General features: G+C 37.5%; 18 protein-coding genes. 9 read left to right on the top strand and 9 right to left on the bottom strand.

Features of this window, described 5'->3' with window-relative positions; genetic code table 11:
• Window positions 1-5: 5 nt before the first annotated feature.
• The 6 genes from JIV24_RS13265 to rho all read right to left on the bottom strand — a co-directional run bounded on the left by JIV24_RS13265 (window position 6) and on the right by rho (window position 10,958).
• A complete protein-coding gene (locus JIV24_RS13265; protein WP_200465535.1) occupies window positions 6-1,397 on the bottom strand; it encodes an aminopeptidase P family protein in 1,392 nt (463 codons plus the stop codon).
• 113 nt (window positions 1,398-1,510) lie between these two features.
• Window positions 1,511-3,775: a S9 family peptidase gene (locus JIV24_RS13270; RefSeq protein ID WP_200465536.1), complete on the bottom strand. Its 2,265-nt coding sequence runs from the start codon at window positions 3,773-3,775 to the stop codon at window positions 1,511-1,513.
• 753 nt (window positions 3,776-4,528) lie between these two features.
• Entirely contained in the window at window positions 4,529-5,014 is a 486-nt protein-coding gene (locus tag JIV24_RS13275; RefSeq protein WP_200465537.1) for a hypothetical protein, read from the bottom strand.
• Between the two features lie 43 nt (window positions 5,015-5,057).
• Window positions 5,058-8,252 carry a sensor histidine kinase gene (locus JIV24_RS13280; protein WP_200465538.1) on the bottom strand — a complete coding sequence of 1,065 codons (3,195 nt, stop codon included), beginning with the start codon at window positions 8,250-8,252 and terminating at the stop codon, window positions 5,058-5,060.
• A gap of 188 nt (window positions 8,253-8,440) precedes the next feature.
• Entirely contained in the window at window positions 8,441-8,992 is a 552-nt protein-coding gene (locus JIV24_RS13285; protein ID WP_200465539.1) for a DJ-1 family glyoxalase III, read from the bottom strand.
• A 202-nt stretch (window positions 8,993-9,194) separates the two neighbouring features.
• Window positions 9,195-10,958 (bottom strand): transcription termination factor Rho, encoded by a 1,764-nt coding sequence (gene rho / locus JIV24_RS13290; RefSeq protein WP_200465540.1) that lies wholly within the window; start codon window positions 10,956-10,958, stop codon window positions 9,195-9,197.
• A gap of 303 nt (window positions 10,959-11,261) precedes the next feature.
• Here rho and JIV24_RS13295 point away from each other — a divergent pair, with 303 nt between their 5' ends.
• The 5 genes from JIV24_RS13295 (at window position 11,262) to JIV24_RS13315 (ending at window position 16,798) form a co-directional block, all read left to right on the top strand.
• Window positions 11,262-12,128, top strand: coding sequence for a sigma-70 family RNA polymerase sigma factor (locus tag JIV24_RS13295; RefSeq protein ID WP_200465541.1), 867 nt, complete (start codon window positions 11,262-11,264; stop codon window positions 12,126-12,128).
• Between the two features lie 86 nt (window positions 12,129-12,214).
• The gene (gene rpe, locus JIV24_RS13300) at window positions 12,215-12,871 is read left to right on the top strand and encodes a ribulose-phosphate 3-epimerase (RefSeq protein ID WP_200465542.1); all 657 of its coding nucleotides are present in this window, start codon (window positions 12,215-12,217) and stop codon (window positions 12,869-12,871) included.
• Between the two features lie 498 nt (window positions 12,872-13,369).
• Complete coding sequence (locus tag JIV24_RS13305; RefSeq protein ID WP_200465543.1) at window positions 13,370-14,092, top strand: class I SAM-dependent methyltransferase; 723 nt, start codon at window positions 13,370-13,372, stop codon at window positions 14,090-14,092.
• 138 nt (window positions 14,093-14,230) lie between these two features.
• On the top strand, window positions 14,231-16,558 hold the full coding sequence (locus tag JIV24_RS13310) for an Ig-like domain-containing protein (RefSeq protein ID WP_200465544.1): 2,328 nt from the start codon (window positions 14,231-14,233) through the stop codon (window positions 16,556-16,558).
• 36 nt (window positions 16,559-16,594) lie between these two features.
• The gene (locus tag JIV24_RS13315) at window positions 16,595-16,798 is read left to right on the top strand and encodes a hypothetical protein (RefSeq protein WP_200465545.1); all 204 of its coding nucleotides are present in this window, start codon (window positions 16,595-16,597) and stop codon (window positions 16,796-16,798) included.
• 74 nt (window positions 16,799-16,872) lie between these two features.
• On the opposite strand, the gene queF is transcribed toward JIV24_RS13315, so the two are convergent.
• Window positions 16,873-17,313: a preQ(1) synthase gene (gene queF / locus JIV24_RS13320; protein WP_200465546.1), complete on the bottom strand. Its 441-nt coding sequence runs from the start codon at window positions 17,311-17,313 to the stop codon at window positions 16,873-16,875.
• A 386-nt stretch (window positions 17,314-17,699) separates the two neighbouring features.
• Between queF and rlmD the strand changes: the two genes are divergently transcribed.
• Window positions 17,700-19,109 (top strand): 23S rRNA (uracil(1939)-C(5))-methyltransferase RlmD, encoded by a 1,410-nt coding sequence (gene rlmD / locus JIV24_RS13325; RefSeq protein WP_200465547.1) that lies wholly within the window; start codon window positions 17,700-17,702, stop codon window positions 19,107-19,109.
• A 38-nt stretch (window positions 19,110-19,147) separates the two neighbouring features.
• On the opposite strand, the gene JIV24_RS13330 is transcribed toward rlmD, so the two are convergent.
• Window positions 19,148-20,005, bottom strand: a complete 858-nt coding sequence (locus JIV24_RS13330) for an SDR family NAD(P)-dependent oxidoreductase (RefSeq protein WP_200465548.1) — start codon at window positions 20,003-20,005, stop codon at window positions 19,148-19,150.
• A 229-nt stretch (window positions 20,006-20,234) separates the two neighbouring features.
• Between JIV24_RS13330 and JIV24_RS13335 the strand changes: the two genes are divergently transcribed.
• The 3 genes from JIV24_RS13335 (at window position 20,235) to JIV24_RS13345 (ending at window position 23,079) form a co-directional block, all read left to right on the top strand.
• Window positions 20,235-21,713, top strand: coding sequence for a DUF3300 domain-containing protein (locus JIV24_RS13335; protein ID WP_200465549.1), 1,479 nt, complete (start codon window positions 20,235-20,237; stop codon window positions 21,711-21,713).
• A gap of 36 nt (window positions 21,714-21,749) precedes the next feature.
• Window positions 21,750-22,268 carry a DUF4136 domain-containing protein gene (locus tag JIV24_RS13340; protein WP_200465550.1) on the top strand — a complete coding sequence of 173 codons (519 nt, stop codon included), beginning with the start codon at window positions 21,750-21,752 and terminating at the stop codon, window positions 22,266-22,268.
• A 178-nt stretch (window positions 22,269-22,446) separates the two neighbouring features.
• Window positions 22,447-23,079 carry a DUF6629 family protein gene (locus JIV24_RS13345; RefSeq protein ID WP_200465551.1) on the top strand — a complete coding sequence of 211 codons (633 nt, stop codon included), beginning with the start codon at window positions 22,447-22,449 and terminating at the stop codon, window positions 23,077-23,079.
• Window positions 23,080-23,240: 161 nt separating this feature from the next.
• Here the strand turns inward: JIV24_RS13345 and asnB are convergent, their stop codons facing one another.
• Window positions 23,241-24,827 (bottom strand): asparagine synthase B, encoded by a 1,587-nt coding sequence (gene asnB, locus JIV24_RS13350; RefSeq protein ID WP_200465552.1) that lies wholly within the window; start codon window positions 24,825-24,827, stop codon window positions 23,241-23,243.
• Window positions 24,828-25,365: the final 538 nt, after the last annotated feature.

Consider the following 25,365-nt stretch of genomic DNA (forward strand, 5'->3'; position numbering starts at 1 on the left):
CTGGATTAAAATGCTTTTAAGCGTTCTTTTTCAACATCCTCGATGGTTTTTGGCAGAGGTTTACCCAGTAAACGATACCCTGTATCTGTTATCAAGAAGTCTTCCTCATTACGACAACCACCAAAATCTTTGTATTCTTCAAGTTTATCGAAATTTAAGAACTCTAGCAAATGCTTTTCATTTTTCCACTTGTCAATCAGCTGAGGGATAAAGTAAATACCAGGTTCAATAGTGAGTACAAAACCCGGTTCAAGCTTACGTGCCAAACGTAATGATTTCATGCCGAATTGAGTGCTTTTTGCTTCGTTATGATATCCCACATATTGTTCACCAAGGTCTTCCATGTCATGTACGTCAAGCCCCATCATATGGCCTAGTCCACATGGGAAAAACATGGCATGCGCACCACATGCAACTGCATCGTCAATATTACCCTTAACAAAACCAAGATCTTTCATGCCACGCATAACTTCGCGTGCTGATTCTAAGTATATCTCTTTAAAGGCAACGCCAGGCTTAAGCATGGAAATGGCTTTTTCGTGTGAGTTAAGTGCCACCTGATAAATGTCTTTTTGCCTTGATGTAAAACTCTTACCGGTAGGAAAGGTGCTGGACATATCTCCGGCATATCCCATTGATGTTTCGGCGCCTGCATCCAATAAAAATAGCTCGCCATCTTTTAATGTGTTACCGTGGTAGTGATTGTGCAGCGTTTGTCCGTTAATAGTGGCAATTACCGGGAAGCTGATAGCGCCATCTTCAGCTAAAGCAATACGTTCTACTTCGGCAGCAATTTGCGCTTCGGTAAGTCCTGGTCGTGCAAAGCGCATTGCAGCCAGATGCATTTCAACGGTTGTGTTTACGGCTTTCTCAATCTCAATAATTTCCTCTTCACTTTTGTAATTGCGTTGTTTGATTACAGCTATTACCAGTTCCAATGAAGCTCTTTCTTTTACTTCAGATGGTTGGATGTTTAGCCATTCCAATAGCTTTATTTTGCTTTCGCTCCTGTAAACAGGTAGGAAATGAATTGGTCTACCGGCGGCTTTGGCAGCTTCGAGCGTGGCCAATAAATCAGCTGTTGTTCCCGTTTTATGAACGCCACAATTTGTAGCTCGTTCAGCAATGGTTGGCTGGTTGCCCATCCACACAATGTGGTCAATGGTATAGTCATCGCCATAAACGCTCGACACGCCACTTTCAGCATCAACAACACCAACTAAATCGGGGTGCTTAAGTCCAAAGAAATACAAAAAGCTACTATCCTGTCGAAAACGATAAGTGTTATCGGTATAGTTCATGGGGCTTTCGGTATTGCCAATAAACAATAACAGGCCTTTGTCAACATCTTTTGCCAGTTTTTGGCGTCGTTTGATATAAGTTTCTTTTGAGAACATATGGTATTGAGGTTTAAATGTTTTATAGTTGAATTCTGCATTGCCTCTTAGAAGTTTTCATCGTGAAAATATTTCCTGTAGGTTCTGATTATTTCGTGTCAAGTAGATTGAAATTACTTTATTTTATAATTCTTAGGAGGCTCAATGCCATGCAGGTGCTTTACAAAGAAGTCCCAGCGTTTACGTGTCAGGTAGTTATCGTAGTATACCTGACTATGGTCTTTATTTGGTACCAGAATAAGTTCAAAGTCCTTGTTAGCTTTTATTAATTCAGCCGCTAATCGCATGGAGGCTGTTGGATTCACATTCTGATCCAGATCGCCATGAACTAAAAGTAAATGGCCTTGCAGATTTTTAGCATGGGTGTAGTTGCTTTGTTCATCGTAGTTTTCACCAGCTGGGTAGCCCATGTACAATTCTGGCCACCAGGCTTTAGCTGAGCGATGATCGTGATTGCCGGCCGTAGCCACACCAACTTTATAAAAGTCAGGATAAGCCAATAGAGCACGTGCAGCATCGTATCCGCCAGCCGAATGACCAAAGATACCGACGCGTGTAGCATCCATCCACGGGTATTTTTCTGCAAGTGTTTTAATGGCAATCATTTTATCCGGGCCACCAATATCACCTAAATTGCGATACGAAACATCATGAAAAGCTTTAGAACGGAAAGCTGAACCCATGCCATCTATATTGACCAGTACAAAATCAAGTTGAGTTAGAGGAGTATCGTCATTTGATAATCCACGATAAAAGGTTTTAGGAGCTCTAATGGTTTGCGGACCACTATAAGTTCCTTCAATGACTGGGTATTTCCTGTTAGGATTGAAATTATGAGGTTTAAATAGTACACCGTAAATATCGGTCTTTCCATCACGGCCTTTTACGACAAAAGGCTCAGGCTTCTGCCAACCCATGGCCAATATTTCTGAGATATCACCGGTTTCTAGTCGTTTGATGATTTTTCCATCCTTGCTTCGACGTAGTATAGCAACATTAGGCTCTTCAATTGTTGAGTAGTTATCAACAAAATACGGACTGTTTTCATGAAAGAACAGGGTATGATGAGCTGCCTCTGGAGTAAGCTTTTTTAATGCTGAGCCATCGAATTTAACCGAATATAATAATGGGAGGTAGGGGTCAACACCCGGTTCTTTTCCTCCTGCTGTAAAGAAGATTCGTTGTGCTTTTTCGTCGATGTGCTGAATGTCGCGCACAACATAGTCACCTTTTGTAACCTGATTGATGACCTGGCCAGTTGACTGGTCGATGCGGTAGATGTGTTGCCAGCCGTCACGTTCAGAGAGCCATAAAAGTTGTTTCTGTTTATTCAAAAGTCGTAGGTTGCTGGTGTTTGGATCAACATATGTTTCCGCATTTTCTGAGAATACTGTTCTTGTTGCAGCTGTTGCAGCGATTAACTCATAAATTTCAACACTTTGGTAGCCACGATTAAAGCTGACTTGAAAAGCTTTTGACCCATCCTTTGACCAATTAAAACCATAAGCCAAAAATGTTGCTTTTGCCGGAATGTCAAGTGCTTTGTAATTAGCATTTTCAACGTCAATTAATATGTATTCGACGGTTGGCACAATGCTATCGCCAGCAATGGGACGTTCGTATTCAAGCACTTCGGCCCGATGCCCCTTATTGAGTAATACCTTATATAAATATAGGTTGCGGGCTTGTCGACGATCATATTTGCCTGCAATAATGTATTTACCATCAGGGCTCCAGTTAATATCTAATTCCAGAGGATGATCATTTTCAAGTTCAATATTTTTTGTTGAATACCACGATGGTGAAACGCCATAACCATTGCCTTTATTACCATCTTTAGTGATTTGAATGGAATCAGTGTCTGTTTTTAACCAGATGTTGTAGTTATGAACGATTGCCATTTTGCTCTTATCTGGCGATTGTGATGAAAGTTTTGGCTTATTTTCTTTTTCAAATGTTTGGAGTTGATCTTGCGTGATTTGGTATTTAAACCACTGTTTGCCTGATTTAAATTGAACTTGATTTGCATCTTTATTCACTTCAATGGATGATATTGGCAGTTTAAAAGCCTTCACTTCTTTATCAAGTACTTTTGCTATTTGAGCAGCCAATTTTTCTTGATCAAATAAAGGTGATTTATCGCCAGTTTTAATCTGACACTTAATGTATTCGGTTCCTTTTTTAGTGTTGGTTGAGTACCAAAAGAAATCGGCATCTTTTACCCATTGTGGCTTAACCCATGAATTATAATACTTTTTAGTAATGTTTGATGAAATAAATTGTTCGGCGCGTTGATAGTTGCTTGTGTCGATGCTAATCTGGCTTGTTGCCGGTACCAGATAGCATGCAACACATAAAAGAGTGATTAACTTCTTCATTGGTTTTGATTTACTTTTAAATAGTTTAGCTTGTAATATTAGAGGTACACGAAAGCGTACAACTATAGAGATGGCTCAGTACCATTTATTGATATCAGGTAAGGGGAAATCAGAAAATCCAGCACTCAAATAAGCCCATGCCAAACCGACCATAAAGGCTTATTAATGCAATAGATGAAAATGAAAAATGCATAATGCAGTGCTTATGAGCTTTTGAGCACTGATTTAAAACCGCAGTATTTGCTTTGAGTTTAATCATTATACATTTCGACCTTGGGAAGTGCAATGTAATAAATTCAAATTATTTCAGTGCATTTAGTACTGAAAAATATCTTAAACCTGACTTATAACAGGAAATTAAAATGTAAAAGCAATAGCGTCCTAAACGTTTTTAGTTGTACCACGAGATGTATTGTTACGAAAGGGCCTCAGCAGATGAGACAAAAAACAAGGTTGAAATGACGCTTAAGAATTGTTTTCTGCTTGAGGCTTTTGGAGGAACGTAAAAAGTCGAGTTTAAAACAATTTCAGTCATCAACTGTAGTTTTTTGATCGAAGCTGGTGCAGCCTTGATGCTTTTTCCTTAGTTTTTGACATTATCGGAACGATTGAGAATTGAGTATTCTTAATCGTTTCAGCAGTAAGTCGGGCGGATAGCCCAATTTCAAAAAATAATTAGGACAATATTGATGTAAAAGCATAAAAAAAGCTCAGGCAAACTGCCTGAGTCTTTTTATGATGCTGTATTTCTATTTAGAACGCGTAGCGAACACTTAAGGATAATCCCATGTTAAAATGTTGGTTTGACGGCCCAAAGCCAAACTGTGGCATGGTATCTAAACTGAGGTTGATTGGTACTTCTTCAAAATTGTATTCGGCACCAATTTGTCCGCCAATTCCGAAGTATGCACCTGAATTACCACTGCCATCGTAGTCGCTGTTGTAGCTCCAGGAACCAAGTGTTACTGCCGGACCAGCGTACCAGTTAAAGCCACTCTCAATATTCCAGACCCATTGGTAGATACCTGATAAGTTAAATCCATTACCATTGTTATTGGCGTTAAAACCAAGGTCAACCTCTACGCGGTTGTAATTCGATAAGCCATATTGGTAGGTTACTTGTGAACCGAAAGTATTACCTCCTCCAAGCCTTGCTCCAAGTGCATGTTGATTTTTTACCTGCCCAACAGCTGTCATGCATAACAGGCTGATAGCCATAATTACTAATTGCTTCTTCATTTTTTTTATTAAGGTTAATATGAAACTTTAGTTGATTAGGCTGCTATTGTATAGGTATTTCGATATTGAAAGTTGATCCCTTTCCAATTGCCGATTCTACCCAAATTTTGCCATGATGTTCATTCACGGCTATTTTACAAAAGCTAAGTCCCAATCCGTTAGAGTTAGCCTGGCCAGATTTCTTTAGTTCAATTTGCTGATAAAGGTCAAAGATACTTTCCTTAAAATCATCGGCTATTCCATGTCCTTCATCCTGCACGGACAAAAGTAATGTTTTTTCGTTTTGCTTATTATTGGTAACACTTCTTAAAGTGATTTTTCCATTTATCTTGCTGTATTTTATAGCATTGGTCAATAGATTAATGTATACCCTGCGCATGATGTCTTTATCAACATTCACCTGCATTGGTGTAGTCAGGTTTATTATCTCTATTTGGTTGTTTTTAAGTAAGAAACGCACTTCGTCTATGGCCTCGTTTGCAAGCTGTCTGATATCGCAATGCTGGTAAAATAATTTAAGTGAATGCGTTTCGTAGCGTCTGACATCCAGTATGTTTTCTACTAAACACAACATTTGACGACTTGAACTATTAATGTGTTCAAGGTATTCGACTTCATTTAATGATGAAAGACCAATGATGCCATTTAGAGGGTTTTTCAAATCGTGAATTATCATGCTAATGATAACTTCTTTAAAGGATTCGAGCTTTTCGTTTTTAACAAGTATCTGTTGAAGTTCATTTTTCTGATGTTGTAACCTTTCCTTTTGGCTTAACAAGGCGGCTGTGCGCTCTGTTACTTTCTTTTGGAGGATTTTCTCTGTTCGTCTGTATTCTCTTGTTCTTAATTTATGAAGAATTAAAACAGTTAATGAAATAACGAGTAAGAGTGCTATATAAACCCAGTAGGAGCGCCACCATGGCGAATGTTTAATAATGCTTATTTTTTTAGCTGAGGCCTTTATAACTTCGTTGTTTGATGGGTTAATAGGATAAATAGATAGTTCATATTGGCCTGGCTTCATATTCAGAAATGTTATTTCTCCATCGGCATAAAAGAACTCGCTTTCTTTGTTATTTTGGGTGATTTTGTAGGCAACTTTGTTGGTGTGAAAATTTCTGTAACTAAGACTGTTTACTCTTAAACTGAATAAGTCAATGTCGGCAGCTATTGAAATTTCATCCACATAGTTTATTTGACGTTCAAGTTTTCCGTTATTATTATGTGGCTGTCCTGGTTTAATGGAGGTATTGTAAATTTTTAATTCACTGATAAATATTTCGGGTGTATCATGGTGAGGTGTGAACTGCTCTGTGTCAATCAAGTTAAAGCCATTGGTGCCACCAAATAAAAGCATTCCATTGTCAAGTTGATAGAAGGAGCCAGGGTGAAACTCTATATTCTGAATATTTAAGCTGTTAATACCTTCTAATTCATTGTTTGTTCTGTTGAAGCTGAAAAGTCCGGAAGAACTACTTATCCAGAGGTACTCTTTAGAGCTTTCTGAAATACCATAATATTCAATATTCGGATATTTATCACTCACTATATTAAATTCATTATTTCCTGAGTTATATTCAAACAATCCCTTGTTAGTAGCAATGTAAACAGATGAGTCTTTTGTAATACAGGTGCTATAACAAATAGTGGAAATGACAGAATCAAATAATTCTCCTGAACCGGTTGATGTATTTATTCGTAAAACACCTTTCCCGGCACTTGATAGCCAAAGTGACTTATCATCAATAAGCTCTATGTGGAAGAAGTCCTGTATCTCATAATTGTTTTGGTAATAAACCTTAATCTTCTCACACACATTTCCATCGTATTTATAAAGTCCTCCATCAACACTTGCGATGTACAGCGTGGAATCGTCAGCTTCTTTAACCGAGCGAATAAAGTTACTTTGTAGCCTAGAGTTGTTTTTTGTGAGATTGACGATGCTTTTCTTTGACAGGTTGATGATAAAGAGGCCATTGTTGTAGGTGCCAATATACACTTTCTCTTTGTTGTGATTGGTTGATAGCGAAGTAACAGGATAGTTTTGTAGTAGCTTGCTCACTTTTTTATTAAATGCGGATAGGTTCTCTTGTTTAAATGATTTATCTAGTATTGATAAACCATTTTCAGTGCCTATCCAGATGGTGCCACTAAAGTCTTCGGCAAAACAATTTACATTTCTATTTGGTAAAATATTACGCTTGTAATAATGCTTGATACCATCGCCTTCATAATTCGCTTTGCTAAAACCGCCTTTAAAGTAGCCAATCCAAAGTAAACCCTCATCATCTATTAGTAGGCTCTCAAGTTGGTTGCTTGCCAATGAGTTTTTGTCATTATCGTGTTTGAAATGCTTATACTTTAAGTTATCTGGGTTTATTAGAAATAAACCTCCGCCATCGGAACTTACAAATACACCATATTCAGGGTGTGATTTCAAGTCAGATATATGAGAATTTTTTAAGCTCTTAAAAAATGGAGCCTCAGGCTGAAGTATTTGGTAATTCTCATCTAATAAAATTAATCCACTGTATTCGGTGCCTATCCAATACCTTTTATATTTATCTTTTACTACCCGCGTTATGTTGCTTAAAGGAACTGCTATTTCTGCTACTTTTTTATAGGTGCCTGTTTGCGAATTGAGTTCAATAATTTCGCCCGAATTGGTAAAAATACTCAGTAGTTGGTTGTACCTCGGTATTATTCCTCTTATGTCCGGTATCCCCTTTGTCAATACTTCCTCAAACTCATAATGAGTAAAGCCATTACCTGTTGTGTGGCTAAGACAATAATTTGTGCCAATCCACAATTGATCATCAAAGACTTCCAGGCAGTTGATGTAATTATCGCTAATCGTTGAGTTATTTAATTCTTCAGCAGCCCAATAATGTTTGTATTGACCAGTTTCTATGTTTACACTAAAAAGCCCGTCGCCCCATGTGCCAGCCCATAAAGTTTTATTATCCAAAGTGGTTATGTCGGTTATTGAACTTTGAGTTGTATGAGCTGAATCAACAATAAATTGGTGTAAAGGAATAAAGTCGTGTCCTGTAAATAAATCAATGCCCTTGTCGGTGCCAAGCCACATTAATTGATTATGTGACTTATAAAAGCAGGTGACAGTACTGCCGGATATACCATCATCAAGATTAAATGATTTAAATTTTAAATCATTTCCGCATAGCCATGTGTTGCAACCGAAAATGATTAGTAAAAACAATATGGTTCGAGTGTGCATATTTTCTTTTATTAGCAATCAGGCAATCGAGTTCTTAATTAACAAATCAAAGTGTAATTTAACGTTTAATAACTGTATATCAGTATTTATGGCATATATATTGAATTAAACCTATCAGATTTTTTTCATAGATTTGGGTTAGGTTAGTAAAAGGACAAGTAGCAACGGCTTCATTGTCCTTTTCTTTTTTAGTGGCTCACCAGCATCTTTTGTGCCAGCTCATTGGCGACTTTACTTCCGCATAGTTCATTAACCAAGTTTATGGAAAACTGCATGGATGCACCAATAGCATTGGCCGTTATGACGTTACCATCTTGAATTGTTTTCGCTGATGAAATATTAGCACCTTTTAAATGTGCCTCAAATCCAGGGTAACAGACAGCATTTTTATTTTTCAGTAAATCAAGTTCGCCCAAAATGAGTGGGGCTGCACAAATGGCACCAATTAGTTTTCCTTTATCAGCAAAGTCGAGTATCACTTTTTTTAATTCGGCATGGGCATTTAAATTATGCGTACCAGGCATACCTCCGGGTAATATAAGGGCATCAATGTTCGAAAAATCGGTTGAGTTAAATGTTTGGTCGGCAAGCACGCTAATGTTATGCGAGCCACAAACCTGTTTATTTTCGGTGATAGAAACAGTGGTGACCTCCACATTAGCTCGTCTTAATACATCAACAGGGGTTAATGCTTCTACTTCTTCAAAACCGTCTGCCAAAAAGATAATAACGCGCTTCATTGAGTTGAAATTTATGTGTTTAGTTAAAGTGAATTAAAAGAGAATATTGCTAAGTTGCCTGTTAAATTTACTCTTTAACACATAAAAGTAAGGAAAGGAAATGAAGAACGAAAGCAAAGCATGGCATTGCTTTGAAATAGCAGAATTATGGTAAAAAAAACGGGATGCTATTGGCATCCCGTTCTTTAGAATCTATTTTACGTTAATTATCGTTCATCGAAATCAAAAACTCTTCATTAGAGCTTGTTTTGCGCATTCTGTCATGTAAGAATTGCATTGCTTCAACAGCTGTCATATCAGACAAGTAGTTACGAAGTATCCAGATGCGATTCATCATATCTGGCTCAATCAATAGGTCTTCACGTCTAGTGCTCGACATGTTAACATCAACTGCAGGGAAGATACGCTTATTAGAAAGCTTACGTTCAAGCTGAAGTTCCATGTTACCGGTTCCTTTAAATTCTTCGAAGATCACTTCATCCATTTTAGAACCGGTTTCAGTTAATGCTGTTGCAATAATGGTTAATGAACCACCTTTTTCAATGTTACGCGCAGCACCAAAGAAACGCTTTGGACGGTGTAAAGCATTGGCGTCAACACCACCAGACAGAACTTTACCTGAAGCAGGTGAAACTGTATTGTAAGCACGCGCTAAACGTGTAATAGAGTCAAGTAGTACAACAACGTCGTGACCACATTCTACCATTCGCTTGGCTTTTTCAAGTACTATGTTGGCAACCTTTACATGGCGCTCAGCTGGCTCATCAAATGTTGATGAAACAACCTCGGCATTTACGCTGCGTGCCATATCTGTTACTTCCTCCGGACGTTCGTCAATTAAGAGGATGATCATGTATACTTCTGGGTGATTAGCGGCAATGGAATTGGCCACATCCTTTAATAAAACTGTTTTACCAGTTTTTGGCTGTGCCACAATTAATCCACGCTGCCCCTTACCAATTGGCGAGAACATGTCAACCACACGTGATGATAAATTGGATTTCGGCCCGGTGGTTAAATCAAATTTTTCATCCGGGAATATTGGCGTTAAGTGATCGAATGGCACACGGTCGCGCACAAAAGCAGGCTCACGACCATTGATTTGTTCCACCTTAATTAATGGGAAATATTTTTCACCTTCTTTTGGTGGGCGAATGGTACCTAATACGCTATCGCCGGTTTTTAGGCCAAATAACTTAATCTGTGACTGAGATACATAGATGTCATCAGGTGAATTCAAATAGTTGTAATCAGATGAGCGCAGGAAGCCATAGCCATCAGGCATAATTTCTAATACACCGGATGCCGAAATGATACCCTCAAATTCGTATTGCTTGTCATCTCTACGATCATTCTGGCGACGATTGTCTCTATTGTCACGGTTTTGAAAACGACGTTTGTCATCACCTTGGCGGTTATCGCGGTTGCGGTTGTCGCGGTTGTCATCACGACGCTTAAAATCGCGAGGAGCATCTGTTCTTTCTGTTTTCTCAGGTCGTTCTGTTTTTTCTGCTTTAGGCGCTTTTTCTTCAACCTCTTCTTTTGCTTCAGTAGCTTCTTGTGCAGGGGCTTCTTTAGGGGTCTCCTTTTTAGATGCCTTAACAGGCTCTTTCTTTACCGACTCTTTTTTAACTTCTGCCTTCTTTGCAGGAGCCTCAGCTGATTTATCTTTTTCCTCTTCTTTGTCATTAATAGCACCTGCAGCTTCGGCTACTTTTGATTTAACAGATGAGGCTACCGGTCCATCGTTGCGCTGAGTGCGCGGGCGTTTGCTTCGAGGTTTCTTTTCGGTGGGTTTGTCTTTTTTAGGCTTCTTATCAGCTGAAACCTGAATGGCTTGTTCGTCAAGGATTTTGTAAACTAAATCCTGTTTTTTGAAGGATTCAACACGCTTGACATTAAGCTCTTTAGCAATTTGACGTAATTCTGTCAAAAGCTTTTTGTTTAGTTCTAGTATATCATACATAACTATAGTAACAATATTTTAAGAAATATCCTTTTGGATTAATTTGTATTCTGAATTATAATACTCGAAAGTTAAAATAAGGATTGACTACCTGACAGGCGTCAACTTTAGTTCATGCAAATCTATGGAAAGTTTATCTACTCACAAAACATTTTCGTCAAATTAATGGAAATAGCTTAGTATTTTAACTATCAATCACTTTGTAAGTCGCAAAAAAAAATGCATTTTTAAAAAAGCTTTTAAACAAATTTCATTGCTTCGGCGTTGTTATAAAGAACCAGGACCAAACATAACCATTTAGATATGAGACAACTCAAGATTACTAAGCAAGTTACTAACCGCGAGACGCCTTCGCTGGACAAGTATTTGCATGAAATTGGAAAAGTTAAGCTTCTTAATGCGGATGAGGAAGTTGTTTTAGCCAAAAAAATTAAGCAAGGAGATAACAAAGCATTAGAACGACTTATAAATTCCAATTTGCGTTTTGTTGTTTCGGTTTCTAAGCAATATCAAAACCAAGGATTGAGTTTGCCAGATTTAATCAATGAAGGAAATCTTGGATTGATAAAAGCAGCTCAGCGTTTTGATGAAACACGAGGTTTTAAATTTATTAGTTACGCCGTCTGGTGGATACGACAGTCAATACTTCAGGCTTTAGCAGAGCAGGCGCGTATCGTAAGGTTGCCGCTCAATAAAATTGGTTCGATTAATAAGGTTAATAATGCCTTTTCACGTCTGGAGCAAGATTTTCAACGTGAACCAACGGCCGATGAAATTGCCAAAATTTTGGAGATCGCTCCCAAAGAAGTAAAAGAAGCACTGAAAGTGTCGTCGCGTCATGTATCAATGGATGCCCCATTAAAAAAGGATGAGGACAATACCTTGTACGATGTGCTTTTATCGAATGATTCACTGAGTCCTGATACACATCTGTTGGATGATTCGTTACGTCAGGAAATTGATCGTTCACTGGCTACCTTGTCAACGCGAGAATCTGATATTATCAAATTATATTATGGTTTAAGTGGTGAGCCTCCATACTCACTTGAGGAAATTGGTAAGCTGTTTAATCTAACGCGGGAACGCGTACGACAAATTAAAGAAAAAGCCATTAAGCGCCTGAAAAATACTTATCGAAGTAAGATATTGCGCTCTTTTTTGGGACAATAACAAATATGTGAAATATCATAGGTCGATATATGAATGTGTTGTATTTTTGCAACACATTTTTTATTGAATAAATAAGCAATCGAGAAATGAAACATTTAATCGCACCATCATTATTGGCGGCAGATTTTAGTAATCTGAAAAAAGATGTAGAACTAATAAATAATAGTGAGGCTGATTGGTTTCACCTGGACATAATGGATGGTGTTTTTGTGCCAAATATATCTTTTGGAATTCCAATATTGGAATCGATAAAACCTTTGGCAAAGAAACCTTTTGATGTGCATTTGATGATTGTTCAACCTGAGCGTTACATCGAAACGTTTAAAAAGGCTGGTGCCGATATATTTAATGTGCATTATGAGGCCAGTACGCATTTGCATCGTACAGTACAAACAGTTCATGACGCCGGAATGAAAGCTGGAGTAACGCTTAATCCGCATACACCTGTTTCAGTTTTGGAAGATATTATTAGTGAGCTGGATTTAGTCTTGCTAATGTCTGTTAATCCAGGCTTTGGAGGTCAGAAATTCATTAAAAATACCTTTGATAAAGTGGAACAGCTTAAAGAGCTTATTTTACGAAAAAATAGTCGGGCATTAATTCAGATAGACGGTGGCGTAGATAATACAAATGCCACAGAGTTGATTGATAAAGGTGCTGATGTATTGGTAGCAGGCAGTTACGTTTTTAAGTCGTCAAATCCTGAGGCGACGATTAAAGGCTTAAAAGAGCTGAGTTTTTAAGTCATTTATGATATTACAATAAAGAGAAAGGCAGGTTATATTATCTGCCTTTTTTATTCTGTAAATTCTTACCATTAGCTCGTTATATAATATCAAAAATCTGTTTGGTAATTATTGGTAAGGTTTTTTAATCAAATGATTAATTGGATGCTGGTTTTAAGGCAAGTTGAAAGATGGCTTTGTATTGCTTTATTTTTAAGTAAGTATTTTTGAAGCTCACAATTAGGTCGTTCTGTGTTTAGTTTTGCCTGGGCCTATATCTGGATTGAATCGTCGCTGAGTCGGAGTAAACTCATACTAAACTCAAAGTAAACTCGTATTAAATTCGAATACAAGTGAGTTTAGTCTATCTTTAATATGAGTTGAATGTGAAAAAAGTTTGAGTTTAGAGCATAGTGAGTACGATTGTGCTACAAAGCAGAAGGCTGTATCTGATATTTCACGAACATCTTGGTTATCATTTTGCTAAATGCTATTTTTGCACCACAGATTTATAATATGGGAGAAGAATTAAAGAGCGATCCATTAGGGCGGGCGGCACTTGAGTATTTAGGTGGTGCACGAGGACTCGAAATAAAAGTACAATCCAATATAGTTGAAGATGACGTTATTCCTGTTGACTATTTGTTTAGAAGCTATAACGAAATGCCTGTTCTGGAGCAGAAGGCATTGAATCATTGTACAGGAAGGGTATTGGATGTTGGTGGTGCTGTAGGTTCGCATGCACTAGAACTTCAAAAGAAGGGTATAGATGTTACTTTGTTAGATACGTCTTATGGATGTTGCCAGGTAGCGCGTCAACGAGGTGTCAAAAACGTGATTAATGAAGATTTTTATACTTATGAACCAACGGAGAAGTTTGATACATTACTGTTGATGATGAATGGGATTGGCATTGCAGCAGCACTAGAGCATTTGCCGGTTTTTTTAGCATCTGCCAAGCATTTATTAAATCCCGGGGGGCGAATAATACTAGATAGTTCCGATTTGCGTTATCTATATATCGATGAGGATAGCTATTGTGAATTGCCTGAGGAACGTTATTACGGAGAGGTTATGTATACCATGGCCTACAAGAAACATAAAACCCAACCTTTTGAGTGGTTGTTTATTGATTCGGCCTTATTGGCAGTGAAGGCAAAGGAGAATGGTTTCTTATTTAAAATGTTAGCAGAAGGCGAACATTACGATTACTTGACAAGTTTGACACTTATCAAGTAAATTTGTTCAGTTATAAGGATAATAGTGATGTTCGTCAAAGAAAGTGGAGTTGTGATGTATTTAACAAAAGAATTTAATTGTGGGTAAATACATTTTAGTATCTTTCGAAAGTTGTTTGAATTATTAAAATTCAGGATTATGAGAAATTTATGCGCTGTTTTAGGTTTGTTGTTGATTTTATCTGCTAATAATGTAATTATAGGTCAGATTGATTATGGTCAAATTGTGTTCAGTCCTGACCGTGCTGCAGAGAATATATCTGTAAACCCTATTATTACATTGACTTTTCAAGGAAATACATCAGTAGATTTACTAGAGGGTAATACGATTTATATAATGGCTACAGATTATTCCCATTACATTTCTGTTACTACTTCAAGAATCCCAATTCCTCCTTTTACAGAATTTGAGGATGAAAGAGTAAGTGTTACAGGTAACTCAATTACGATTGATCTTACGAAAGGAGGAGAGAGTTTAATTAATGATCTCGAATATGCAATTAGGATTCCTGATGGAACAATTGAAGTCGACGACGCTTATTTTTATAATGAATTGGAGAACTATACTTATTGGACCTTTAAAACTGAGGCTGCACCAATCCCACCCTCAATAAGTCAATATATTCCTGGTAATGGTGATGGAACAGGAAATAATGTGGAAGGGGTGGCTCTCAATCGTACTTTGAGCCTTACTTTCGATACCGAAATTAGTTTAGGGTCAGGCATATTGAGAATTAAAAACTCTGCTGGCGATGAATTAATTGAAATTCCTTCTGATAAACTATCTATTGATGGTAATACATTGTCAATAACACATAATGATTTTGTTCCCGAGTCGTCATATTATATTCTGATGGAACCTGGATTTGTTGAGTCAACAACAGGAACACCTTTTGGAGGAATATCGGATATTAACGAATGGAGCTTTACAACACTAGGTGTGAGGACATGGACAGGAGGAGGTGCTGCGTCAGATTGGAATGATGCAGGTAATTGGGAAGATGGTAATACGTTTGTTGACGGATCATATTTAAATATTAACACAGAGACAAATGGAGCCATTTTGGGCTCTAATGCTGATGTTTACGATCTAACCATCCAAAATGGGGGGAGTTTAACAATTCCAAGTGGTACGAGTCTTAATGTTGCTAACGAAATAAATCTAGAATCAGATATTTATAATAATGCCTCGTTGGTTATTTTAGGTGATCTTACGTATGATCATAATAAGGTCAATATCACACAGAACATTACATCATCAAATCGTACTTATCATATTTCATCACCTGTGCAAAATGCAACGTTTGCTACTATTGGTTCAAATGTTGCTTCATATCAGTGGAATAATAATAATGTCAATAAATGGGAAGCTACGTCAGCAACTCTTTCAACAGGTAGAGGTTATGCTATTCGTTGCGATAATTCATCCAATTTAGTTTTTTCAGGTCTAATAAACGAAGGTAATATTACATTGGATGTGCCCGCAGGTGTAGTGACTGCATATAGTGTAGTCGGTAATCCGTATACGCATGCAATAGACTGGGATAATGTAATTCTTTCGCCAGAAGTGCCAAATATGTTTTGGTTATGGAAAAATGAAACTGGAAGTTTTACAGCCTATAATGGTGAGGGAGGATTATATGTGAATCCTATCGGAGAAGGTAGTACAGGTACTGCATCATTAATACCTTCGATGCATGGTTTTTTTGTTAGAACGGTGGATACTGAAAATAGTGGTACTATACAGCTTACAGATGCTTGTAAAACAAGAAATGAGGGTTCCTACCTAAAATCCACGCAAAAACAAGAATATCCATACATTAAAATTGCAGGTGTAACTGAGGGTAATACAGATGAAGTTATTATTGCTTTTTCATCCAATGAAGAAAATATTCCAAAATTAAATACAGCCAAAAGGTTTAGTACTTCATTGGTTGGACCACAACCGTATTTTGAACATGGTGGTGAAAGACTTTGTATTAAAGGAGTACCAAATACAAATGGAGAGCTAATTATTCCAATGTCCGTTAGAATTGATGAAGTAGGCTCTTACTCAATTGAGAAAGTTGAGACTAGAGATCTTCAAGAAGGTTATGCAATAACATTAGAAGATTTGTATACGCATGTGAATACTGATTTATTGAATGAAGGTTCTTACTCATTTACTTGCAATTCAACAGGTGATATTACAGATCGTTTCCAAATTAGAGTGGTAAATACAGTAGCAACACAGATAGAACAAGAGGTACAACAGTTTTCTAATATCTGGCTTACTGATAAAATAATAAATGTGCAACTGTATAGTGAGGAATTTTCTTTCGTAAAAGTTTTTGATACGACAGGTAGGTTAATTAAATCAGAAGAATTTATAAAGGATATATCGCTTAATGTTTCGGAGTCTGGATTGTATATCATTCATATAAGTAATTCGAAAGGTAATATAAGTCAAAAAATCCTTGTCAAATAGAACGATAATTTTTTTCTTTGCTCAGCATTAATTTACATGACAAATAAAAAGAGATATAAAGCTCCTGAAATTATAGAGCACAGCCTTGATAAGGATATTTCATTAGTAATGGAATCACCAAGTGATTGGAATGATTTAGATGATGGTGATGGTGATCCATTTGCAACAGGTGCATCTCAAGCGAATGGAACGTCATCTTCCTTTGAAGAAAATCGCTTTGAGGAAAATGGTTTTAAATAACTTATACAACAAAGGCGACCATTGGTCGCCTTTGTTGTATATTCCTATTGGTCTAATGATCTATTGCTCTAACCCTACATTGTTACCTGCCAGGTATCTTCCAGATTGTTTTTCCAATCGCTGAAGCTTTCATTGCCACCTCGCACTTTCCAATCAGAATCAACTGTTAGCTTAGAGCTAATTCCACCTCGTGGGTTGCAAACCATTGTTACACGTATACGCTCCGGATCATATATTTCAACCATATGATCGTAAAATACATTGATTAAGCGCTCGTACGAAACAGTAATATTACGTAGGTGGTGTACGTACTCTTTCAACGATTTTAACTCAATAATCCGTTTCTTAGGATAAAAGGTGATGAATACATCAGCAAAATCCGGCTGGTTTTTGACCCCTAAGAAGGTAAACTCCGGTATCTTAATTTTTATCTCGTATGCCTGACCCGTTGGGTTTGGTAATGACTTTAAGATCGATGCATCAATCTCTTTGTAGGTTAATACTTTTTGTTCCATTAAAAAATAATTTCGGTTTTGTTTTGCTTTATGGTGGCACAAAAATAATGAATTATAGCAGATGTGGGCACTAAAGATGATATATGTTAGCATTTTAGTTGGAATGCAGAGAGCTGACGATAGAGGACGGAAGACAGAAGATGGAGGACGAGAGACAGAGGTGAGTAGAGAGTAGAGGGGATTACGTTTAAATGCTCTTCGGACTTCATGCTTTTATTTGGTTGTGACTATTAGTTGTTGAATTTGAGTAGGTTGAGTTGTGTTGAGGTGTTTGGTTATTTTCCGCTTTGTAAATTGTCTCATTACTCATATCTCACTACTCACATCTAATTAAGAAAACTTCGGACTTTTTTAACTAATTTTGCGCTCTGAAAAACAAGATAAAAGTGGGACGATCACGAAGAAATAAACCTTTGTTAAAAAAGGTGACGATTACTGATGTAGCTGCAGAAGGAAAAGCGATGTGTCGGGTAGAAGATAGGGTGGTATTTGTGCAAAAAGCAGTACCAGGAGATGTCGTTGATGTGCAGGTGACCAAAAAGCGCCGTAATTACTATGAGGGCTTTCCTGTATATTTTCATGAATACAGTAAGATACGGCAAGAGCCATTGTGTGAACATTTTGGTGTGTGTGGTGGCTGTAAATGGCAGGCTTTGCCTTACGAACATCAGTTGAAATATAAGGAACGTGAGGTGCTGAATAATCTATCGCGAATTGGTAAGGTTGAATTGCCCGAATCAATGCCAATATTAGGTTCTGAGCAAACAGAGTTTTATCGAAATAAGCTAGAGTTCACCTTCTCAAATAATCGTTGGTTATCGGAAGCTGAACTGCAAAGTGATGAAACCATTGAACACCGCAACGGGGTTGGTTTTCATATTCCGGGAATGTTTGATAAGGTGGAAGATGTAAAAAAATGTCACCTTCAAAAGGACCCTTCTAATGCTATTCGTCTGGCCATTAAAGAATATGCGCTTGAACATGGCTTAACGTTCTTTGATTTAAAGAAGCAAGAAGGATTTCTGCGTACATTGATTATTCGTACAAGTACGACCAATGAGTTAATGGTGATATTAACGCTTTTTCATGAAGATAAAGAAAACAGAGAGGCTTTATTGAACTATTTAAAGGAGCAATTCCCTGAAATAACTGCCTTAATGTATGTTATCAATGAGAAGAAGAATGATACCATTACCGATCAGGACATTATTTTATTTAATGGTCGCGATCATATTTTCGAAGAGATGGAAGGTTTGAAATTTAAGATTGGACCAAAATCTTTTTATCAGACCAACTCTGAACAGGCTTATGAATTATATAAGGTAACACGTGATTTTGCCAATATTAAAAGTCATGAGGTTGTTTATGATCTTTATACCGGTACGGGTACCATAGCTAACTTTGTTGCTAAACAGGCTAAAAAAGTGGTGGGTGTAGAATACGTACCTGAAGCCATTGAAGATGCAAAGGTGAATTCATCAATTAATAATATCGACAATACAGTCTTCTTTGCAGGTGATATGAAAGATGTATTGAATTTTGATTTTATTGAGAAGCAAGGGCATCCGGATGTGATGATTGTTGATCCGCCACGTGCTGGTATGCATGCTGATGTTGTTCAAACGATTCTTACAACGGCCCCCGATCGTATTGTTTATGTGAGTTGTAACTCGGCTACACAGGCGCGCGATTTAAATTTGCTCGATGTGCGATATAGGGTTACAAAAGTTCAACCGGTTGATATGTTTCCTCATACTCACCATGTTGAAAATGTGGTATTGTTGGAGCGTAAGTAAACCAGCTTTTAAAATATTTGACCGAAGTTGTGGTGGAGTTATTCTGCAATGACTTCGGTTTTTTGTAGGTTCTGATTTGGGACAACAGACTCAGGAACCACCTGTTCTTTTTGTCGTTTGACAGCAATGTTTTGCATGAGGCGAGAGAGAAAAGATGATTTACTCATCAGAAATAATAAATGGTTGATGACTCCCGGAATACAAATGACATTGTTATTGTCCAGATTTGATAGTGATGTTTGAACTACTTTTTCAATACTGGTCCATAAAAAGGGAGGTATACGATCCACAAATTCAGCCTCACGTTTAATTGATTGATGAAAAGCGGTTGGTGTAAAACCTGGGCTGAGGGCTTGAATTTTAACCCCGTAATTAGAGACTTCACTTTGCAGTGTTTGTGAAAATTTAATAATGGCAGCTTTGGTAGTTGAGTAAATAACGCTTCCGGGTAATTCCATAAATGCAGCAAATGAAGCCATGTTAACTATGTATCCGTGTTTCTGTTTTATCATAGCAGGCAACACTGCTTTGCTAAATCGAATTGTGCTGGTCAGGTGAACATTAATCATCTTAAGTTGCTCCTCCAGTGAAACTTCCAGAAAAAAGCCTGCAACGCCAAATCCGGCATTGTTTACCAAAATCTCAACATGATTGAGTAATTGCAAATGGTATCCAACTTTCTTTATTTCATCTTCCTGAGATAAGTCTGCAACTATATAATCTACTTCAATATTGTTAGCTTCAGACAATGATTGGGTCATTTTAATCAGCCTGTCTTCTCGCCGGGCCACCAATAGTAGATTGTAGCCCTTTTGAGCTAGTTCAATAGTATATCTGTATCCAATACCACTTGTTGGGCCTGTAATAACGGCTAATCGATTAGGTTTTGTTGTCATAGGTCTGTTGCTTTTTCCTGAAGCGAAGATAAATGTAGTGACAAATTATGATGAAATGGTAAATATCTGTATCAAGTAACAAATTTCTCAACTGAATGGTTATGATGTGTGCTATGTTGCATAAAACGAACAAGGATTATCGTCAGTTTTAATTACCTTCAAACTGGCATATATTTTGCTTTTAACAGCACTCATTCTGTTAGCCTAAACGAAACTTAATTTTACGCCTATGAAGTCGACACATGTTTTTAAGAAAATGGAGGCAAGGTTCCTGATTTTTTTTCTGCTACAAGCTTTGATGCTTAACTTATTTGCACAAACCGATTTAGATAAGTTTAAGGAAATTATTAAAGAAGATAGCACATTAATTAATGGTTTGGCAAATTATGATGTGGCTGTTCGCACCGATATCTTAATAGTTGCTCAGCATCCTGAGGTGCTTGAGGAATTGAAAGAAAAGCAGCAAAACGCACAGCTCGCATTTCAGAATATCATTAGTGATTATGATAGAGATACACAATTTGGTATTTATGAGCTGAGTCGTTATCCTGATTTATTAAAGGAATTAACAATTGAAGGGAAGTTAAGAAAACGTGAAATTGAAAATGTGATTCTTTCTTATCCGGAGGATATTCATGAGGTAGCTCTGGAGTATGGTCGTAAACGATACAAGGCTTTGGCTGCCATCGAGAATTTAAATGAGAAAAACAGTAATGATTTTGCAGTACTTATCGGTAAATATGATGAAGAATTTCAGAATAGTATAAAACGATTAATTGATACGCCTGAGATATTATCGACCCTGTCAGAAAACTCGGAGTTTACCCGCTTGGCCGGAAGTGTTAATAAGCAGTATCCTGAAAGAATGGCTGCCTACCTGGAAGTGAAACATAATGAGATTAAAGCACGGAAGGCACAGGAGTTAGCAGATTACCAGGAAAAACTCAAGGGAGATCCGGAAGCTTATGATGAGATGCTTGCTGCAGCTGAGCAATTTGCTTCGGAAGAAATGGTGAATAAGAACATTACGGATCCGGTTACCAAGGAGGTTGAAGTGGTTCATGTTAATCATTATTCTTACTGGTATGGTTACCCACATTGGTATAGCTATCCGTATTGGCGACCTTATCCTTGGTATTATCACACCGGTTTTTATTATGGTCCTCGTGGAGTTGTGTTTATTGGTATGCCTTCGTATTGGTATGTCGGATGGCACCACCGTTATTACCCGAATCGTTACCCGCATTTGTCATATCATTATTACCGACATGGGCATCGTCACCCACGTTCATATTATAATTTTAACCGTACGGTTAATGTCAATATAAATAATAACATAAACGTTGATAGGGGTAATTTGGCAAAGATTGATCATAACCGTGGTAATATAATTCCAAAACAATGGCCAAATGAGCGTCCGGCTGCAAGGCCTGATGTACGCCCCGATCAAAGGCCGTCAACAAGACCTGAAGCGAGGCCATCGACGCGCCCTTCGACGCGACCAAGCCAGCAACCTTCTCAGCGTCCGGCAACAAAGCCGGCAACGCCGAGTACTAGACCTGCAACGCGTCCAAGTCCGCCAGTGAATTATAATAATTATCGTTCCAATGAAAGTTTCAGGCAAAACTGGAGTCGACCATCAACTCCGGCAACACGACCGGCAACACGACCTGCAGCAAGGCCTTCAGGTGGATTTAGAAGGCGTTAGTGCTTTTTATGATTGTTCATTATTAAAGATGTAGTTATGAAGAGATTAATAATATTTGTTTTAATAGGAGTTCTTTTGAGTGCATGCTCTTCCATTCGTACGACAGCCGATTGGGATCCTTCAGCCGATTTTAGAGGATACAACAGTTTTGGTTTTAGTCAGAGTTTTGATGAGATAAAACTCAATGATTTAGATAAAAGGCGTATTAAAAATGCCATTAAGCTAGAGATGGAGAAAAGAGGGTATGTTTTATCTTCTCAGCCTGATTTACTCATTAACGGCTATGTTACTGCTGTTGAAAAAACGGTCGTAACCAATACGCACTACGGAGGTTATGGTCCTTACTATTATGGTTGGGGTGGTTGGTATACTTCAACCGATGTGAGTAACTATCGAGAAGGTACACTTATTGTGAGTTTAATTGATGTCAGGCAGAAGCAGCTGATATGGGAAGGTCGGGCCGAAGGTATTGTGGCGCCATCGGGTGGGCAAAAAAGAACCAAGGCTACTGATGATATGATAGAGCAGTTGTTTTGGAAGTATCCTATTAAGTAGAGTGCTTTATAAGAAGTCAATTGACTTTCTATTGTAGCTAGTAAAGCTTAGAAATAGTCAATACCTAATATTGCGACCTAAAGGTTTATATAAATCTTTAGGTCGTTTGGGTTTAATTGGAGAGGTTTATTTTTTATGTAATTGAATCCATTATCTTTAAAAAACTAAATCTCAATTTATGTGTTTTTCGGCAGAAGTAAGTTTTGGAGCAAGTGCAGTAATTACCACAGTTGGAGTTGCTGCCTTCAAAAAAAGTAATAATAAAGAGCAGCGTTTATTTGCGTTGATTCCAATTCTTTTTGGGATTCAACAGTTTTTTGAAGGTTGTTTATGGCTGACTTTAGAGAGTGAAAGTTACCAATATCTGGTGTCGTTGTTTACATTCGGTTTTCTGATTTTTGCTCAATTGATATGGCCTGTTTGGGTGCCTTTATCAGTATTTGTAATGGAGAAACGCAAATTAAGAAAGCGTTTAATAGGGTTTTCTCTTGCAACAGGAATTGCATTATTTATTGTGTTGGCCTATCGGATGGTTTTCTATGAGGTCACCGCTCAAATTGAGAATCATCATATTTTTTATACGGTAGGTCATTTTAAAAGTACAAACTGGTGGAGTGGTATTCTATACTTGCTGCCTGCAGTTTTTCCGTTTGTTTTTTCAAGTAATAAGTTTGTTAATTACCTTGGATTAATGATGCTACTTCTGTTTGTTGTTGCTAAGGTTTTCTATCTGAAATACATGATATCAACATGGTGTTTGTTTGCAGCCGTTTTAAGTCTTTACATCTATTTTATTCTTAAGAAAGAGTAGAAGGTATAGATTCTGTATTTGCTACTTTGCTGAATGCTATTATTTGTGTAGCAGTAGTAAGATGGATTTGTTTTTGTGAGGCATATGGGAGCAAAAAAAGCTGGATAACCTTGCGGCGACCCAGCTCTTTCACTTTTGTTTTTATGGCTAATGTTTACTTATTATTCTCCACTCTTACCATAGTTTGGTAAAACACGTGCACTTGGGTCGTTCACATTACAGTTCTCCCATTCTTTGTTAGGCATCCAAAAATCTTTAACAGATTGGCTTCTGCCTGGGAAATGTTCTTCAAAAATCTCGCGATACATCAATGATTCTTTTGAAATTGGTGTTGCATGCGTGTATTTTGCTTTTTTAGCTTCAAAAACTTCATCGCTATACATTTCTTCAGCATAAGCTTTTAAGTAATCTACAACACTGTGCCCCACTGCATCTGAGAAGGCTGCTTTCTCGCGGTATAAAATATCTTTTGGCAGATAATCACCTTCAAAAGCTTTTCGAAGAAGGTATTTGCCAATGCCGGTAAAGTTCATTTTGCGCTCTGGCTGTATACTCATTACATACTCAACAAAGTCGAGGTCACCAAAAGGCACACGAGCTTCCAATCCATTGCATGATATGCTTCTGTCAGCACGTAATACATCGTACATGAAAATCTCGTTAAGGCGCTTTTCTGCTTCCTGCTGGAAGGCTTCAGGGCTTGGTGCGAAATCGGTGTATTTGTAACCGAATATCTCATCGCTAATTTCGCCCGTCATCAATACTTTAATGTCAGTGTTCTCCGTAACGTATTTACAAACCATGTACATACCCATGGATGCACGAATGGTGGTGATATCATACGATTCGATACAATAAATCAGGTGGCTTAATGAGTCAAATATATCCTGACGTTTAAACAGTACTTCGGTATGGTCAGCACCCAGGTAATCAGCTACCACACGTGCGTATTTTGTATCAATCGGGTCGTCTTCAATACCAACCGCAAAGGTGCGAATTGGTTTGTCTAGCATACGTGCCCCAACGGCACATACTAAGCTTGAGTCCAAACCGCCACTTAATAAGAAACCTACGGGCACATCGGCATGTAAGCGTTTCTCAATACCTTTTGTCAGGTAATGGTTGATGTTCATGAAAATCTCATCCTGCTCATGATCAACGTATTTGTCAACCTTAGAAATGTCGCGGTACTGTTTGATGGATTCACCATCATAATAATGTCCCGGAGGAAACGGCTTTACGTCATCGCACATTTCATGCAGTGACTTCATTTCGCTGGCAAACATTATTTTACCTTGTTTGTCATGTCCATAAAACAATGGACGAATACCAATTGGATCACGCGCGGCAAAATACTTCTTGGCAACTGAGTCGTAGATGACAAATACAAATTCAGCATCTAAGGCTTTAGCTGTTTCTTCGATGCCTTTTTCAAGAAACAAAGGAATGATAACTTCACAATCACTACTTGACTTAAACTCAAATGATGATTCATACTCAGTTCTAAGCGCATTGTAATTGTATACTTCTCCATTACATACCAAATTAATGTGCTTATATACTAGAGGCTGATTACCATTGGCCGAAACATCCATAATGCTTAATCGATGAAATCCCATCCAGCCGTTATCATCAAAATCTCTGGTAATTGAGTTGTCCGGTCCTCGGTATTGGATCTTTTTAAACTCTCTGGCAAACTTTAGTTTGTCCATTTTGTCGCTTCCTGTATAAACTGCAAATCCACACATGACAATCTTATTTTTAATTAGTAATGGAGTAATTTGTTTTAAATCTTAGTTCAAAAGTAACGAATCATTATTTAAAAACAATAAAAACTTACAAAAAATAATAAAAAAGACCAATAAAATGTCAAATAGTAATATTTGTATTGAAGGGGCGATATCTTAAAATACGAATAAAACAATCGTAATTGAGCCCTGAATAGTGGGTGTAATCAGTAGAATATGAATATGACACTATTTTTTAGTCATTGTGATGGGGTGATGGATGAAATGTTAATATGTAAGTAAATGCTAATAAAAAGATACGAATTGATTATTGAGTGCTCTCTATTTGTTATATTCGCAATATGTGTGGTGTTGAAATACGTTTCTTATCGTGTTGCTAAATGAATCTTGATATTATGTGGAGCTCTGTTGTTAAGGCTATAAGCTGTACAAGGGTAAATGTGAATTATGGGATTTTATTCGTATTAATATGTTGCGCACTAGACTAATGGGTCTAGTGATTTTGAATTGAGTTTAGTCTTGTTTTAATTATCATGTT

It is taken from the genome of Carboxylicivirga marina, assembly GCF_016612505.1.
GTDB classification, from domain to species: domain Bacteria; phylum Bacteroidota; class Bacteroidia; order Bacteroidales; family Marinilabiliaceae; genus Carboxylicivirga; species Carboxylicivirga marina.

Coding starts and splice junctions, on each gene's coding strand:
- asnB (WP_200465552.1), bottom strand. CDS start 24,827: ATGTGTGGATTTGCAGTTTATACAGGAAGCGACAAAATGGACAAACTA.
- rpe (WP_200465542.1), top strand. CDS start 12,215: ATGAAACATTTAATCGCACCATCATTATTGGCGGCAGATTTTAGTAAT.
- rho (WP_200465540.1), bottom strand. CDS start 10,958: ATGTATGATATACTAGAACTAAACAAAAAGCTTTTGACAGAATTACGT.
- JIV24_RS13295 (WP_200465541.1), top strand. CDS start 11,262: ATGAGACAACTCAAGATTACTAAGCAAGTTACTAACCGCGAGACGCCT.
- JIV24_RS13265 (WP_200465535.1), bottom strand. CDS start 1,397: ATGTTCTCAAAAGAAACTTATATCAAACGACGCCAAAAACTGGCAAAA.
- JIV24_RS13270 (WP_200465536.1), bottom strand. CDS start 3,775: ATGAAGAAGTTAATCACTCTTTTATGTGTTGCATGCTATCTGGTACCG.
- JIV24_RS13275 (WP_200465537.1), bottom strand. CDS start 5,014: ATGAAGAAGCAATTAGTAATTATGGCTATCAGCCTGTTATGCATGACA.
- JIV24_RS13335 (WP_200465549.1), top strand. CDS start 20,235: ATGAAGTCGACACATGTTTTTAAGAAAATGGAGGCAAGGTTCCTGATT.
- JIV24_RS13345 (WP_200465551.1), top strand. CDS start 22,447: ATGTGTTTTTCGGCAGAAGTAAGTTTTGGAGCAAGTGCAGTAATTACC.
- JIV24_RS13340 (WP_200465550.1), top strand. CDS start 21,750: ATGAAGAGATTAATAATATTTGTTTTAATAGGAGTTCTTTTGAGTGCA.
- JIV24_RS13330 (WP_200465548.1), bottom strand. CDS start 20,005: ATGACAACAAAACCTAATCGATTAGCCGTTATTACAGGCCCAACAAGT.
- JIV24_RS13305 (WP_200465543.1), top strand. CDS start 13,370: ATGGGAGAAGAATTAAAGAGCGATCCATTAGGGCGGGCGGCACTTGAG.
- JIV24_RS13280 (WP_200465538.1), bottom strand. CDS start 8,252: ATGCACACTCGAACCATATTGTTTTTACTAATCATTTTCGGTTGCAAC.
- queF (WP_200465546.1), bottom strand. CDS start 17,313: ATGGAACAAAAAGTATTAACCTACAAAGAGATTGATGCATCGATCTTA.
- JIV24_RS13315 (WP_200465545.1), top strand. CDS start 16,595: ATGACAAATAAAAAGAGATATAAAGCTCCTGAAATTATAGAGCACAGC.
- JIV24_RS13310 (WP_200465544.1), top strand. CDS start 14,231: ATGAGAAATTTATGCGCTGTTTTAGGTTTGTTGTTGATTTTATCTGCT.
- JIV24_RS13285 (WP_200465539.1), bottom strand. CDS start 8,992: ATGAAGCGCGTTATTATCTTTTTGGCAGACGGTTTTGAAGAAGTAGAA.